Genomic DNA, 13,529 nt, shown 5'->3' on the forward strand with positions numbered 1-13,529 from the left:
CCGGTCGTCATGGTCACGGTGGTGGCCACCGTCGTCGTGACGCCGAACGCCGAGGCGGCAGTGCCCCCGGCGCCGTCGGGCTTCACGCTCACCTGGAGCGACGACTTCAACGGTGCGTCCGGCACCGGCATCGACCAGAGCCTGTGGAAGTACGACACCGGGCCGGGCAGCAGTTTCGGCACCGGTGAGATCGAGACCATGACCAACAGCACGTCGAATGTCTACTACGACGGCCAGGGTCACCTGGTGCTCCAGGCCCAGCACTCCGGTTCTGACCCGCGGAGCGGATGGACGTCCGGGCGCGTGGAGACCCAGGCGGCGACCTTCGGCGCCCCGGCGGGCGGGGTGGTACGCATCGAGTCCGTCCTCCAGCAGCCCAACGTCACCACCGCCAACGGGGCGGGCTACTGGCCGGCGTTCTGGATGCTCGGCGCACCGCTGCGTGACGGTGTGACCTGGCCGAAGTCCGGCGAGGTCGACATCATGGAGGACATCAACGGCCGCAGCTCCGACTTCAGCACCGTCCACTGCGGTGTGAGCCCGGGTGGGCCGTGCAACGAGTCGACCGGCATCGGCTCGGGTGAGCGCGCCTGTCCGGGCTGTCAGACCGGCTTCCACGACTACGCGGCGGAGATCGACCGCTCGGTGTCGCCGGAGCAAATCCGGTTCTACCTCGACGGAAACAACTTCTTCACCGTCAACGCCAACCAGGTGGACGCGACAACCTGGTCCGACGCGATCGATCACCCGTTCTTCATCATCTACGACCTGGCGATCGGCGGCGGTTTCCCGGACGCCTTCGGCGGTGGCCCGAACGCGGCCACGGTCTCCGGCGGCAAGCTGGTCATCGACTCGGTGGCCGTCTACAACAAGGCGCCCGGCTCCGGGGGCGGCGGCGGTGGCTCGGTGACCGGCCAGACGATCACCGGCCCGGGTGGCAAGTGTGTGGACGTGGCGGGTGACGACACCGGCGGCGACGGCACCGCGGTCCAGCTGTGGGACTGCCAGTCGGCGGCCAAGGACCAGCACTGGACCTGGAGCGGCCAGACCCTGCAGACCCTCGGCAGGTGCCTGGACATCGCCGGCGGCAACAGCGCTGCGGGTACGAAGTTGCAGCTCGCCACGTGCAACAGCGGCGGCTACCAGGCATGGGTGCGGCAGAGCGACGGCTCGCTGCGGAACCCGACCAGCGGCCGGTGCATCGACTCGCCGTCGGGTGCCACCGCGAACGGCACCCGGCTGCAGATCTGGGACTGCAACGGCTCCGGCGCCCAGCAGTTCGCCATCGGCACCCCGATCTACGGCCCGGGTGGCAAGTGTGTGGACGTGGCGGGTGACGACACCGGCGGCGACGGCACCGCGGTCCAGCTGTGGGACTGCCAGCAGGCGACCTCGCTCGACCAGAAGTGGACCTGGAGCGGCCAGACCCTGCGCACGCTAGGCAGGTGCCTGGACATCGCCGGCGGCGTCAACGCGGCCGGCACAAAGCTCCAGCTGGCCACCTGCAACGGCGGGGGTTACCAGAACTGGGTCGCCAACGCCGATGGCTCGATGTCCAACCCGACCACAGGCCGGTGCATCGACTCGCCGTCGGGTGCCACCGCGAACGGCACCCGGCTGCAGATCTGGGACTGCAACGGCTCCGGCGCCCAGAAGTTCGCCCTGGCATGAGAGCGAGGAGAATCCCGGCCACCGGCAGCGAGCGGCACCTGCTCGACCCGGACCGCCCGTCCGCCCCCACCGAGCCCGCCGGCCCGCGACCGTCACCGTAAACCACCTTCCGAACCGATCGGGCCCAGGCGGGGCCGCTCGGTCATCTCCTGGCCCGGCGCGGTCTCCACACACCCTTGGCCGACTACTCCAGCAACCCGCCCGGCCAAGGGAGCAACCAGCTCTGCTCCCTTGGCCGGCTCGCGTCATCTCCGCCGCGCCTCCGCCTTCGACGCCGTGGCTCCGGGTGCGTCGTACCTCCTGGCGGCGGTCAGGGTCTGTGCGCAGCCCACGCCTCGACTACTCGCTCGTCGGCGTCTGGGAGCTCCTCGGTGATGGTCCAGCCGTCGATCGCCAGCAGGCCAGTCAACAGATCAGTCCAGGCCCGGCACAGGTCGTCGTACTCCGGGTCTGAGCCGCGTGAGGGCCCAGTCGGCAGGAGCGAGGCCGCTCGATCCCAGATGCTCTCGAGCTTCGTCAGATTTGCGGCAGCCCGGTCCATGACGTTCAACAGCTCGTCCAAGTCCACACCGCAGCCTTCCACAAGGCCACCGCGCAGGGAGCCGATTTCCGCGTGCGTGGTTGGCCCGCTCCACCCGGTGGCGGGAGGAGCGTTCGTCGGCGGCATTTGGACGGCTGAGGCCCGAGTGGTCTCGGGCGCAACTGCAACCAAAACTGCAACCAGGAGACGACGAAGGCCCGGACAGCATGGCTTGTCCGGGCCTTCATTTGCCCAGGTGGGCGGGTGCGGAGGATACGAGATTCGAACTCGTGAGGGGTTGCCCCCAACACGCTTTCCAAGTCTGCGTGACCCGATCCGTGGCAGTTCGGCCCAGTTCAATCCGCCGGTCAGACTGCCGTGGCATGTTCACCTGAACTGCCGCGAACTACGGCGGATGAGACTACAGATGAGACTGTGCGCTGCGGCCAAGGCGATCCCCTGCGCGCCCTGTCGCCCGCTCGGGGCAGGAGCGTCAGTGGCGGCGCGCGCTCAGGCTCGGCGCTCCGCACGGTTGGCCTGCTGGATGGCCCCTGTGGGGCGGTGCGGCTTGAGGCCACGCTTGTTGCACATCCGCAGACCGATATCACAGTCGCTCCGGTAGGACCAAGGGGAGCCACTGCCTGCGGAGACACGCGTCCCGGCCGTTGCATGTGTGAAAAGCTCGGTTATAAAATAACGCCTGTGCTCACACCTGACGATGCCGCCTTCATCACCTCCGCTGTTGAGGGACTCGCGCTCCCCTTGTATGGTGGATTGGATCAAGGCTTCACCAACGCCCACCGCCACTACGACGACCATGGGATGGTCGGCAACGGCTACACCAAAGGCCGTACCGACCTCACCCGGGACCACGCTCGTCGGCACTTGGAGCAGCAGGAAGACCTCGAAGGCTGGATGCTTGCCAAGAGCGCCAGCGGTCGCATCCTCCTGCGCAACGAGATGCTGACCATCCGCGTGCTCCATGCCGCGCCCTTCGACATGGTTCCTCCGCCGGGCCGTAACAAGGCGCGCATCAGCTACTACTCGAACCCGGCGGTCGACCTCTTCGGCGTGCAGTCCAGCAACCTCCTCGCAGTCTGGCTCTCCCCGGCGCAAGAGGGAGGGCAGATCTCCGTGCGTATCGTGCGACCTATCGGGGACTGGAAGCCTGGTCGGACGCCGAAGTTCGACCTCGACTTCGAGCTGCCTCGTGAGTCCGAAGCGTTCGAAGGTTGGGAGTTCATCCCCGACGACGCCGGGATCGCTCTGCCCTTCGAGTTCGATGAAGACATCCGCGAAGAGGGTGAAGGCAGTGGGGCGTGATCCAGCGGAGCGCATCCGAACGCTGAGGCTCCTCATGGGCCTCACCCAGGAGGAGCTTGCCGCCGCAGCGGGGGTCTCGCAGCCGCTGATCTCGCAGATGCAAAAGGGGCACCGAGCAGTCACCAGCGACGTTCTTGAACGGATCGCGGCGGCAACAGGCACCCCGTTGTCCTTCTTCGACGTCGATCCCACGGACCTTCCTACGGACACGCTCCTTTTCAGGAAGAAGGCGAGCGTGTCCGTTAAGGAGGTCGACCGGGTTGAGGCCACAGTGCGCGAGGCTTACCGCGTTGCTGCCCGCCTTCTGTCTGAGACCAGGGTGAAGCGCGTTCAGCTTCCCCGCGCAGAGGGAGATATCGATGATGAGGACATCGAGACCTTTGCAGCTGAGACGCGTGATGCACTTGGCATTGGCCGTGATGGGGCGATCGGGCACGTCATCCGGGCGTGTGAGCGCGCTGGCATCCCTGTTGTCCCCTTGGTACTAGTCGACTCAGACGGGCAGGGGGAGGAGATCGTCGTTGGACACTCAGGGGTGTCCTGTTGGCGCGGGCAAAGTGAACCCTCTTTGGTCAGTTACTTCTCAGCAGGGAGCGGAGATCGGCAACGCTTCACCACTGCCCACGAGCTCGGCCACCTGGTTCTGCACCCGGCTAGGCGCGCCAAACTCACTCCGGCGCAGGCTGAACTAGAAGCGCATCGCTTCGCCGGCGCCTTCCTCATGCCACGGGATCGGGCTCATGAGGCGTTCCGTGGAGGCTTTACGCTGAGAGACCTTGCCATGCTCAAGCGACGGTGGGGAATTTCTATGCAGGCGCTGATCAAGCGGGCGCGAGCGACGGAAGTGATCGACACAGAAAGAGAAAGCAGCCTCTATAGGCAGATCAGTGCAAGGGGTTGGAGAATCAATGAACCCGTCATCGTTCACGCAGAGCAACCCTCATTGATGCGCGCTATGATGGCTCGTCGGTACGGGGAGCCTCCGCCGCTGATCCAAGCATCTGATGATCTTGGCCTGCATCCCGTTCTGATGCGTTCGTTGGCGCCTGATGTCGCGGCCAACCCTGCTCCTCCCAAATTGGATAATGTCATTAGTTTTAGGGCGCGCCGCCCGCAACCCCCTCGGCGTGAAGCCCTCTGACAGGCAGGGCTTGCGCAAGTCAACTTGCGCGAGCCCTGCCTGCCTGCACACGCCATGGTGGGTCTGATCTTCCTTGTTCATATGGGCTGCGACAAGGGTTATTCTTTTTCTAGCGTTTTGGTCCGCTCGCTACGCGTCGCGAGCTGGATATTGGGCACCGGCGTTATCGTGCCTGTGCTCGCCGCTCGTGGGTTGCGCCGGATCATGGTTGATCGCCGCACGGCACCCCTATGATTCTGCGGGGTTGAGGGGGCGGGTGTGGACGCGGTCAGTCAGTTGGTGACCATCGCTGCGGTGGTCTTAGGTGCGGTGACAACGTATGTCACGAACCACCTGATGGAGCGGACGAAGCATCGGCAGACGCTCCTGATGCGCTGGGACGAGAAGAAGCTTGATGCGTACGCCGAGTACGTCGGGAGGGTGCGGCGCTGCATCTACGCGGCGGTGTTGCTCTTCGAGGTGAGAGAGGGTATCCGCACCATCGAGCGGAGCGAGCATGAGTTGGTGTTGGAGCTGGCCGAAGCTGAGGGGCGCCGGGCGCTGGCGTTCGAGCGGGTGATGATGCTCGCGGGGGACCAGGTCATCGAGGCGGCGCACGCGGTGAACAAGGCTGCTCTTGCGATCGACTGGCGGGCCCGTGGCGCGGTCGAAGGGTCGCTCGAAGGGTGGCGTGCGCTGCACACGGATGTCTTCGCGGCCATCAATCGCTTCCACCAGCAGGCCCGCGCCGACCTGGGGGTGACTGGTGGATTTGCGGGCGAGGAACACACATCCCGTGGGCTGATCCTGCCAACCGCCCGCGTCGAAGAGACCCCCGAGGCCGACTGAGGAGCGGCCCCGCCGGCACCATGCCAGAAGGGCCGCCCCGGGATTCGTCAAGCGGTACCGACTCGCCATCCCTCAAGCGCCGCGAGAGCCTGAGCGCGGGCCTCGACAACGGCCATGCGTGCGGCTCGCTCGCCTTCATTCGCGTGGGATGCCTGGCTGGTGACCTGCCCTGGCCACTTGCGGTACAGGAGTCCGGTCTCCGCGATGAACCATCCACGGCTGACCGCACTCAGGGCCATGAGGAGCCCGGTGTCCTCCGACGCGGGCAGGGCCATCCAGCCGCCCAGCGCCAGCAGTAGGTCCCGCTGGACGCAAAGTGTTGCCGGGTGGACCTGGGCCCGGTAGTCGTGGGTCTTCCAGTGGTCAAGGACGGCGCCGCGTTCGATGAACCCGTTCGGCGGGTCCTGGTCGAATCCCACGGTGGAGCCGTCCGGCAGGAGATCCAGCACCCTGGACGTAGTCCAGTACACATCGGGGTGTTCCAGCAACGCCGTGACATCTCGTGCCAGGCAACCTGGGGTCAGCATGTCGTCGGCATCGAGCACCTTCACGAACTGCCCCGTGGCACGTGCAAGGGCCATGGTCCGGGCAACGCCGGCCCGGCCGGGGCGTCCTTGGTCGAAACTGATCCGGGAATCGTCGGGCAGGAACGGCGCTACGACGTCGGTCTCGCCGTCTTCCTGTACGACCCACTGCCAGTCCCACCCTTCCGGCAGCCGCTGTTCAACCAAGGACTTGTACGCCTCCGGCAGGTGTTCAGCGGCCGGCGCGTGTACGGCGGTGATGACCGAGACGACGTTGGCCATGGTCACCACCTGTCCAGCGGGGTGGTGAAGACCATCTGGGTGCGGTCGCCGGGAAGCCGGACATCCGACACCTCCACCGCCCGCCCATCGGTGTCGAGGCAAGTCTTCCGAAGCACGAGCACGGCAACGCCTTCCTTGATACCCAGCTCCTCCGCTTCTTCGGCGGTCGGCGGCCGGGCCGTTACGTGCTCAACGATCCGGTCCAGTTCGATGCCGATGGAGTGCAGTTGGCTTTGCGTACCGCCTGGCCAGGGCTCGTTATCTGCTTCGAGCAGTTCGGGGTTGGCCGCGACCAGGTCGTACCGCAGATAGGAGTGCGCGAGGTTGAACGGGGCGTCTTCCTCGCGGTACCGGGTCCGGTAGATCCGCTCCAGCAGGGGCGTCCCCACCGGCACCTCGAAGACGGCGGCCAGATCCTCGTTGGCCTCCGTCTTCCGGTACTCCGCGCTGAACACCAAGTCCGACACGGTCAATCCGGTGTCGTGCTCTGTAGCGCCGGTCTCCTTGCGCGTGTCGTGGGGTAGGCGCGCGCGGTCCTTCTCCCACTGGTGCCGGTCATTGCTCCGCATGACAGTTCGCCGCTGCCTGCGGACGAAGTTGCCACGGCCGTGCTCCTTCTCCACCAAGCCCTCCGCCACCAGGACTCTGAGCGCCTGGCGGACCGTCGGCAGGCTGACCTTGTACTGAGTGGTGAGGTCCGGGGTCTCTGCCGGCAGCTGCTCGCCCGGCCGTAGCTCGCCCTTGCGGATCTTTATGCGCAGATCATCCGCGATCCGCTCGTACTTGGCCATATGCCACCACACCGCCTTCTGAGTTGAGCGACTTGAGCCTAAGTCCTCATTAGGTGTTGACGCGAGCGCTGTTGAGCCTCCATAGTCATCTCAAGCTCCTAATGAGGAGCTGAGGACATGACCTCTTGTGGAGTTGAACTACTCCCTTCTAAGTCTTGTTCCCGCACGTCAGCGCCTGGAGGGGTGGGGTGACAGCCCCCCGAAGGAAGCGCCTGCTGGTTGAGAACTGAACAGTGTGCTTAGTGACGGGTCTACCCCGTCCCCGTGGCGACCGGGTGATGTTCGTCGGCGACCACTTCGGCGCATCGGCTCTGGAGAACGCCCTTTCGGGGGCGCCACCCGCTTGCGCGTCGCCCTGCTGGCGTCAGAGCAGTGACGATGACGCACCCGATCTGGGCTCGGGACCGGGCCGCCGTGGTGACGGCGGCCGGTGAAGCCTTGCGAACGAGTGTCTTTGGTCCCCGATCCATGCCGCGTGCGGCGGGTCGGGGGTCATGGCCGCTCGTCATCCCCGGCGAGTCGGCTTGGCTCAAGGAGGGCGCCATGACCGACAGCACCGTTCCGGACGTCGAGATCGTGTCGTTCGGCTACCTGCACGCCGCGCCCCCGGTGGCGCATCTGACGATCGACCTGCGGGTGCACTTCCGCGACCCGCACGTCAGCCCCGAGCTGCGCTACATGACGGCTCAGGACGGGCCGGTCCGCGCGGCGGTGCTCGGCACGCCGGGCATCCGGGAGCTGGTCGAGGCGACCGCGTCGGCGGTGGCCGCGTTCCGCTCCGGCCCGAGTGCCGGGCCGGTGACGGTCGCGGACGGCTGTGCGGGCGGACGCCACCGTGCGCCGACGTTCGCGATGGCCCTGGCCGACCGGCTGACCGCCGCCGGCCTGGCCGTCCGCCTGCGGCACCGCGACATCGCGCTGCCCGTCGTCCAACGCTGACCCCATCCGCCGCACACCACCGGCCCCGCCGCCCGCCCGGCGGCAGCCGGGCCCCGCATCTGACGACTGCCCGATCCGCCCGTCCCGCACGGGCGGTGAGGGGAGCCGGACAGACCGGCCCCGCACAACCACTCCCACAGGAGCCCGCCATGCGCGACTTCACGTACCCCAGCACCGAGGATCTGCGCGACTACCTCACCGAGACGTCCAAGCTGGCCGCCTCCACCCCGCAGGACTCCGCCGAGTACGCCGGCTACCACGCCGCGATGAACGAGGTCCTGGACCAGATGCGCCGCGACGAGAGCATCAAGTAGCCGCTCGCCCCGCCCCTCAACGCCCGCTCGTCCCCGGTCCGTGCGTCGGGGCGGCTGCCTCCCGGCCAAGGAAAGTGCAGCCGCCCCGCGCCGGGCCGATCCCACAACACACCAAGGAGATCGACCCGTGAAGTCGATTGTTGCAGGACAGCATGCCGCTTCGGCGGCGGAGTTCGCCGAGCTGGCGCTCGGCATCGACGTGGAGCTGTTCACCGGCCCGGTGGGCGGGGAGTCCCCGACCGAGCGGGCGGCGCGGCTGGACGTGGCCGACGCGGTGCTGGCGGACCTGCGCCGGGAGGACCCGGAGCTGGCCGCCTACGCCGCCGACCTGCTCGCCACCGCGCCGGTCCCGCTGCGGCGGCCGGTGGCCGTCCGCTTCGAGGCCCGGACGGCGGTGGCGGCATGAAGACCCCGCTGCTCTCCGTCGCCGTGCGGCGGGTGCGGCTGCTGGCCGTGCTCGCCGGGCTGGCGTGGCTGCTGGGCCTGACGCCGGCGGTGCCGGTCCGGCTGCTGCTGGTGGCCGTCGTCGGCGTCGGCCTGGCACTGGACGCCGTCTCGGAGGCGGGCAACGCGTCGGCCCCGGCCCGCGTGACCGGCCGTGGCCGTCCGGGGGGTGAGGGGCGGTGACCGCCGACGCCCGAGAGGCTGCCGCCCGCGCCGCAGCCGCCGCCAGGGCCGCCGCCGAGCGGGCCCGTGCTGCCGCTGAGGCGGCGCGCAAGGCCCGTGAGGCTGCCAACGCCGGTGCGGGGGTGGCGGCATGAGCGAGCAGCCGCAGGTGTTCAGCATGCGTGCCGCCCGGCAGTTGGACGGCGCGACGGTGGAGATGGCCCGCGCCGAGGCGGCGCGGGTGCGGGCGGAGGCGGACGCCGCCGCCCAGGGCGCACGGCTCGCCGCCGAGCGCGAGCGCCGGGCCGCCGAAGCGGAGGCCCGGCGTGCGGAGCGGGCCGAGCGGGAGCGGGAGCGAGCCGAGCGCCGAGCCCGCCGCACCGCCGCCCGGCAGGCGGCGCGGGACGCGGTGATGGGGCGGCGGGAGCTGCTGGTCACCGTCGCCGTGATCGTGCTGTCGGTGTCGATCGCGCTGCCGGCGCAGATCGGGTTCCTGCGCACCGCGTGGGTCTGGCCGATGGCGGTGGCGGGCGGGATCGTGCCGGAGGCGCTGACGTGGGCGTTCGCGGTCCAGGGGCGGCGGCGGGAGGAGCGGGGCCTGTCGGCCCGCTTCCACCACACCGGCACCTGGGCGTCCGCGCTGCTGGCCGCCGGGATCAACCTCACCCACGGGGCCGCCATGTGGGGGCCGCAGTTCGGGATCGTCGCCGCGCTGGGGTCGCTGGCCGCGCCGATCCTGTGGGACGCCTACCGGCGGTCGCAGTCCACCGCCGACGACGGCCGCACCCCGCTGGAGGCCCGCACGGAGCGAGCCCGCAGGCGCCACCACCGCACGGTAGCCCGGCTCGCGGACCGCATCCGCACCGCCTCGGTCGGCACCCTGGACCCCGACGGGGCGTGGACGCTGGCCTGGCGGGCCGTGCACGGCGCCGAACCCGGCATCACCGCCGACCTCCTTGCCCGGCACCACAAGGCCGCCGCCGCGGTCGGGCAACTCCTGGCCAAGGCCCCGGACGGGTACGGCGCCACCTCCGCCGCCCTGGACGTCCTCACCCGGCCGATCGCCCGCACCTCCCCGGCGGTGACGGTCGCCGCCGAGCTGAACGCCGCGTTCGACACCGCCCGGCCCATCGCCGCGCTCACCGGGCCGTACATCCCCGACGACCAGCCCCGTACGGAGCCGTACATCCAGGCCAGCGCGCGTACACCCGCACAGCCGGAAACCGGCCGTACGGCCCCCGTACAGCCCCGTACATCGCCGTACACCCCGGACGGCACCGAGATGGCGTCCAAGCGGGCCGCCGCCCGCCAGCACATCCGCCGCCTGCTCACCGCCGGACTCGCCCCCTCACCCACGGACATCGGCCGCCACTACGGCCTGTCCCCCGAATGGGGCGCCAAGCAGATCCGCGCCGTACGCAACCAGCAGACCCCCGCCGCCTGAAAGGGACACCCCGATGAGCTTCGACCACATCGACCGCGCGGCGCGCTTCGCCGTCTCCTACGCCCTGCTGCGCACCGCCGCCGACATCGCGGACCACTGGGTCCAGTCCGACCACCAGGCCACGACCAAGGGACAGCACGACGACCCCGAGCACGGCCACACCGCCGCCGCCGGACGCCGGGCCTGCGCCGCGCACGTCGCCTCCTACGCCGCCGTACAGGCCGCCGCCCTGCTGCTCGGCACCCGCACCCTCGGCATCCGGCTGCGCCCGTCCCGCGCCGCCGCCGCGCTGGCGCTGTCCGCACTCACCCACTACGCGGCCGACCGCCGCCGCCCCCTCAAGCACCTGGCCGAGCGGACCGGCAAGGCCCGCTTCTACGGCCTGGCCGACCACGGCATGAACGGCGCCTACCTGCTGGACCAGGCATGGCACCACGGGTGGGAGACCGCCGCCGCCCTGATCGCCGCCGCCTGACCGGCTGCCTGTCCCGCCCGGACCAGCGCCGGGCGGGGCGGGGAGCCGGGACAGCCCCGGCCCCGCACACCACCGAGAGGACGTCCCCGTGGGCCTTTTCACCCGCACCGCCGCACGCGCGCTCGACGGTGCCGCGTCCGCCGCCCACACCGCCGGAAAGGCCGTCGCCGGGCAGACCGGCGGCCGGGCCGCCGACACCGTGGTCACCGCGACGCTCGGCCCGATCCGCGACCGGATCGACGTGCCGTGCACCTGCGGCCAGGCCGACTGCACCGACCGCGCCTGACACCTGAATACGCCCCGGGGCGGCCGTCCACGGCCAAGCGACCGGCCGCCCCGGGCACCTCACACAGAGAGGCACGTGCAGTGAACCACGACGCCCCCGACCCGGACGACGACCTGTTCGCCCGTCTGGAAGCGGACATGAACACCGACTTCCCCACCGCCGCCGGCCCCGCGACGGGTGGGGGTGAGGTGGTGGACCTGGACAAGGCCCGTACCGCCCGCCGCACCGGTCCGGACGGCTCCGCTGTGGGGCCGGTGGACACCGTCCCGGACGCGGACGACGACCCCGATCAGCCCGTCTACGTGGACGACCCGGCCGCCCACCCGGCTCCCGGGGTGGTTCAGCGGCGGCGGGAGCCGGTCCTGCCGAAGTGGGCGAGCAACCGGGAGGAGTTCCGCGCCGCCGCCCGCTGGGCCGCTGGTCAGGCCGCGCACACCACGGCCTACCACGCGGCCCGGTCCCCGCTGTACGCCGCCCGGCTGGCCGCCCGTGCCCCGCGCGGGGCGGTGCGGGTGGTCGGCGGCGCGGGCCGCTGGGTGGCCGACGCCCAGGGCGCGCCGATGCGGGCGGTGGCGGTCCGCAAGGAGGACGCGGAGCTGTACCTGCGGCTCACCCGCCAGCGCGACGCCAAGGTCCGCCTGCGGGCGCTGCTCGCCGCCCTGGCCGGGGCGTTCGGCATCGCGTTCGTGGCGGTGCTGCTGGTCATGACCCCCGGCTGGACCCACCTCGCGCTGGCCGCCGCCACGGTCTCCGTACTCGGCTGGGCCGGGGCCCCGGCCGACCAGCCGCTCATCAGCCGCGCCGTGTCCAAGACGGCCGTGCCCCGGCTGACCTCCGACATCGTGGAACGCGCCCTGCTGGCGCTCGGCATCGGCGGCATGGGCAAGGGCGAGATCACCTTCCCCGCGCCCATCACCCGCGACGGCCCCGGCTGGCGCGCGGACGTGGACCTCCCGCACGGGGTGACGGCCGGGGACATCATGGAGCGCCGCAAGCGCCTGGCCTCCGGGCTGCGCCGCCCGCTGGGCTGCGTGTGGCCGGAGGGCAACGCGGACGAGCACGAAGGGCGGCTCGTGCTGTGGGTCGGGGACAGGGACCTGTCCAAGGCGGAGAAGATCGCGTGGCCGCTGGAGAAGACCGGCCGGCACGACCTGTTCAAGCCCGTGCCGTTCGGCCGCAACCCGCGCGGCCAGTGGGTGGCGGTGCCGCTGGTGCAGCACAACGTGCTGTTCGGCTCCCAGCCCGGCCAGGGCAAGACCAGCTCGGTGCGGGTGCTGGCCGCCGGCGCCGCGCTGGACCCCACCGCCGAGATGTGGACGCACGAGCTGAAGGGTTCCGGCGACCTCGACCCCTTCGAGCCCGTCAGCCACCGGTTCGTCTCCGGGATCGACGACGACTCGATCGAGTACGCGTCGGAGTCGCTGGCCCTGCTGCGCAAGGAGGTGATGCGCCGCACCGGGGCGCTCAAGAAGCTGCCGAGGGACCTGTGCCCGGACAAGCGGGTCACGCGGGAGATCGCGGACCGGCGGAGCGGGCTGCACCCGCTGGTCTGCGTCGTGGACGAGTGCCAGAACCTGTTCGCCCACCCCAAGTTCGGCAAGCAGGCCGGGGACGACGCCGAGTTCATCATCAAGATCGGCCGCGCTTTCGGCGTCATCCTCATCCTGGCGACGCAGCGCCCCGACAAGGACTCGCTGCCCACCGGCGTCTCCGGCAACGTGTCGATCCGGTTCTGCCTGCGGGTCGCCGGCCAGGTCGAGAACGACATGATCCTTGGCACGTCCGCGTACAAGAACGGCATCCGCGCCACCACCTTCCGCCCGGAGGTGGATGCCGGGCTCGGCTACCTCGCCGGAGCCACCGCCACCCCCACCGTGGTCAAGACCGCCTACCTCGACACCCCCGCCACCGAGGCCATCGCCAAGCGCGCCCTGGCCATGCGCAAGGCCGCCGGCACCCTCACCGGCCACGCCGCCGGCCAGGCACCCGAGCGCTCCGACCCCAACGCCACCCTGCTGGACGACCTCGACGCCGTCTGGCCCACCGGCGAGACGAAGGTATGGGGCGAGACCCTGACCACCGCCCTGGCCGCACTGCGGCCGGAACGCTACGACGGCTGGGCCCCGGAGCAGCTCGCGGCGGCGCTGCGGCCGCTGGGCATCGAGCCGGGGCAGATCTCCCGCCGGATCGACGGCAAGGTCGTCAACCGGCGCGGCTACGACCGGTCCGCCATCTCCACGGCGATCGCGGAGCGTGACCAGAAGCGGCCCGCCGGCTGACCGGCCGGGGGTGCTTGCGCAAGCACCCGTCCCCCGCTTGCGCAAGCACCCCCGATAGCACCCCGAACCGTTCTCCACCAGTGATCTAGCGCTTAGCACCCCACCT

Annotated in this window: 16 protein-coding genes and 1 tRNA gene; 13 read left to right on the forward strand and 4 right to left on the reverse strand. The window is 70.3% G+C overall.

Annotated features, from left to right (window positions below; genetic code table 11):
- Positions 1-21: 21 nt before the first annotated feature.
- Positions 22-1,671 (forward strand): ricin-type beta-trefoil lectin domain protein, encoded by a 1,650-nt coding sequence (locus ACIQGZ_RS02575; protein ID WP_402598859.1) that lies wholly within the window; start codon positions 22-24, stop codon positions 1,669-1,671.
- Positions 1,672-1,981: 310 nt separating this feature from the next.
- Here the strand turns inward: ACIQGZ_RS02575 and ACIQGZ_RS02580 are convergent, their stop codons facing one another.
- A complete protein-coding gene (locus ACIQGZ_RS02580; RefSeq protein ID WP_402598861.1) occupies positions 1,982-2,239 on the reverse strand; it encodes a hypothetical protein in 258 nt (85 codons plus the stop codon).
- A gap of 219 nt (positions 2,240-2,458) precedes the next feature.
- A tRNA-OTHER gene (locus ACIQGZ_RS02585) sits at positions 2,459-2,557 on the reverse strand.
- 336 nt (positions 2,558-2,893) lie between these two features.
- Between ACIQGZ_RS02585 and ACIQGZ_RS02590 the strand changes: the two genes are divergently transcribed.
- From ACIQGZ_RS02590 to ACIQGZ_RS02600, 3 genes are all read left to right on the forward strand, one after another.
- The gene (locus ACIQGZ_RS02590; protein ID WP_402598862.1) at positions 2,894-3,514 is read left to right on the forward strand and encodes a hypothetical protein; all 621 of its coding nucleotides are present in this window, start codon (positions 2,894-2,896) and stop codon (positions 3,512-3,514) included.
- A complete protein-coding gene (locus ACIQGZ_RS02595; RefSeq protein ID WP_402598864.1) occupies positions 3,474-4,655 on the forward strand; it encodes a helix-turn-helix domain-containing protein in 1,182 nt (393 codons plus the stop codon). The genes ACIQGZ_RS02590 and ACIQGZ_RS02595 overlap by 41 nt, the downstream gene beginning before the upstream one ends.
- Before the next feature lie 258 nt (positions 4,656-4,913).
- Positions 4,914-5,483, forward strand: a complete 570-nt coding sequence (locus tag ACIQGZ_RS02600; protein WP_402598865.1) for a hypothetical protein — start codon at positions 4,914-4,916, stop codon at positions 5,481-5,483.
- Between the two features lie 47 nt (positions 5,484-5,530).
- Here ACIQGZ_RS02600 and ACIQGZ_RS02605 read toward each other — a convergent pair whose 3' ends face one another.
- Positions 5,531-6,289 carry a glycosyltransferase family 2 protein gene (locus ACIQGZ_RS02605; protein ID WP_402598867.1) on the reverse strand — a complete coding sequence of 253 codons (759 nt, stop codon included), beginning with the start codon at positions 6,287-6,289 and terminating at the stop codon, positions 5,531-5,533.
- A 2-nt stretch (positions 6,290-6,291) separates the two neighbouring features.
- Positions 6,292-7,080, reverse strand: coding sequence for a GntR family transcriptional regulator (locus ACIQGZ_RS02610; RefSeq protein WP_402598868.1), 789 nt, complete (start codon positions 7,078-7,080; stop codon positions 6,292-6,294).
- Between the two features lie 543 nt (positions 7,081-7,623).
- On the opposite strand from ACIQGZ_RS02610, the gene ACIQGZ_RS02615 reads away from it, so the two are divergent.
- From ACIQGZ_RS02615 to ACIQGZ_RS02655, 9 genes are all read left to right on the forward strand, one after another.
- A complete protein-coding gene (locus tag ACIQGZ_RS02615; RefSeq protein WP_402598869.1) occupies positions 7,624-8,019 on the forward strand; it encodes an ATPase in 396 nt (131 codons plus the stop codon).
- Positions 8,020-8,168: 149 nt separating this feature from the next.
- Complete coding sequence (locus ACIQGZ_RS02620) at positions 8,169-8,333, forward strand: hypothetical protein (RefSeq protein ID WP_402598870.1); 165 nt, start codon at positions 8,169-8,171, stop codon at positions 8,331-8,333.
- A 127-nt stretch (positions 8,334-8,460) separates the two neighbouring features.
- Entirely contained in the window at positions 8,461-8,739 is a 279-nt protein-coding gene (locus ACIQGZ_RS02625) for a hypothetical protein (RefSeq protein WP_402598872.1), read from the forward strand.
- Positions 8,736-8,960, forward strand: coding sequence for a hypothetical protein (locus ACIQGZ_RS02630; protein WP_402598873.1), 225 nt, complete (start codon positions 8,736-8,738; stop codon positions 8,958-8,960). The genes ACIQGZ_RS02625 and ACIQGZ_RS02630 overlap by 4 nt, the downstream gene beginning before the upstream one ends.
- The gene (locus ACIQGZ_RS02635; RefSeq protein WP_402598875.1) at positions 8,957-9,094 is read left to right on the forward strand and encodes a hypothetical protein; all 138 of its coding nucleotides are present in this window, start codon (positions 8,957-8,959) and stop codon (positions 9,092-9,094) included. Before ACIQGZ_RS02630 ends, ACIQGZ_RS02635 begins: the two co-directional genes overlap by 4 nt.
- The gene (locus ACIQGZ_RS02640; RefSeq protein ID WP_402598877.1) at positions 9,091-10,383 is read left to right on the forward strand and encodes a hypothetical protein; all 1,293 of its coding nucleotides are present in this window, start codon (positions 9,091-9,093) and stop codon (positions 10,381-10,383) included. Before ACIQGZ_RS02635 ends, ACIQGZ_RS02640 begins: the two co-directional genes overlap by 4 nt.
- 13 nt (positions 10,384-10,396) lie before the next feature.
- Positions 10,397-10,858: a hypothetical protein gene (locus ACIQGZ_RS02645; RefSeq protein WP_402598879.1), complete on the forward strand. Its 462-nt coding sequence runs from the start codon at positions 10,397-10,399 to the stop codon at positions 10,856-10,858.
- Positions 10,859-10,946: 88 nt separating this feature from the next.
- Positions 10,947-11,144, forward strand: coding sequence for a hypothetical protein (locus tag ACIQGZ_RS02650; RefSeq protein WP_402598880.1), 198 nt, complete (start codon positions 10,947-10,949; stop codon positions 11,142-11,144).
- Between the two features lie 80 nt (positions 11,145-11,224).
- Positions 11,225-13,423 (forward strand): cell division protein FtsK, encoded by a 2,199-nt coding sequence (locus tag ACIQGZ_RS02655; protein WP_402598882.1) that lies wholly within the window; start codon positions 11,225-11,227, stop codon positions 13,421-13,423.
- Positions 13,424-13,529: the final 106 nt, after the last annotated feature.

The organism is Streptomyces sp. NPDC092296 (genome assembly GCF_044755465.1).
Lineage (GTDB): Bacteria > Actinomycetota > Actinomycetes > Streptomycetales > Streptomycetaceae > Peterkaempfera.

Bases quoted from the DNA above. Each gene is read 5' to 3' on its own strand.
- ACIQGZ_RS02595 (WP_402598864.1), top strand. From the start codon at position 3,474: ATGAAGACATCCGCGAAGAGGGTGAAGGCAGTGGGGCGTGATCCAGCG.
- ACIQGZ_RS02605 (WP_402598867.1), bottom strand. From the start codon at position 6,289: ATGGCCAACGTCGTCTCGGTCATCACCGCCGTACACGCGCCGGCCGCT.
- ACIQGZ_RS02610 (WP_402598868.1), bottom strand. From the start codon at position 7,080: ATGGCCAAGTACGAGCGGATCGCGGATGATCTGCGCATAAAGATCCGC.
- ACIQGZ_RS02615 (WP_402598869.1), top strand. From the start codon at position 7,624: ATGACCGACAGCACCGTTCCGGACGTCGAGATCGTGTCGTTCGGCTAC.
- ACIQGZ_RS02620 (WP_402598870.1), top strand. From the start codon at position 8,169: ATGCGCGACTTCACGTACCCCAGCACCGAGGATCTGCGCGACTACCTC.
- ACIQGZ_RS02630 (WP_402598873.1), top strand. From the start codon at position 8,736: ATGAAGACCCCGCTGCTCTCCGTCGCCGTGCGGCGGGTGCGGCTGCTG.
- ACIQGZ_RS02640 (WP_402598877.1), top strand. From the start codon at position 9,091: ATGAGCGAGCAGCCGCAGGTGTTCAGCATGCGTGCCGCCCGGCAGTTG.
- ACIQGZ_RS02645 (WP_402598879.1), top strand. From the start codon at position 10,397: ATGAGCTTCGACCACATCGACCGCGCGGCGCGCTTCGCCGTCTCCTAC.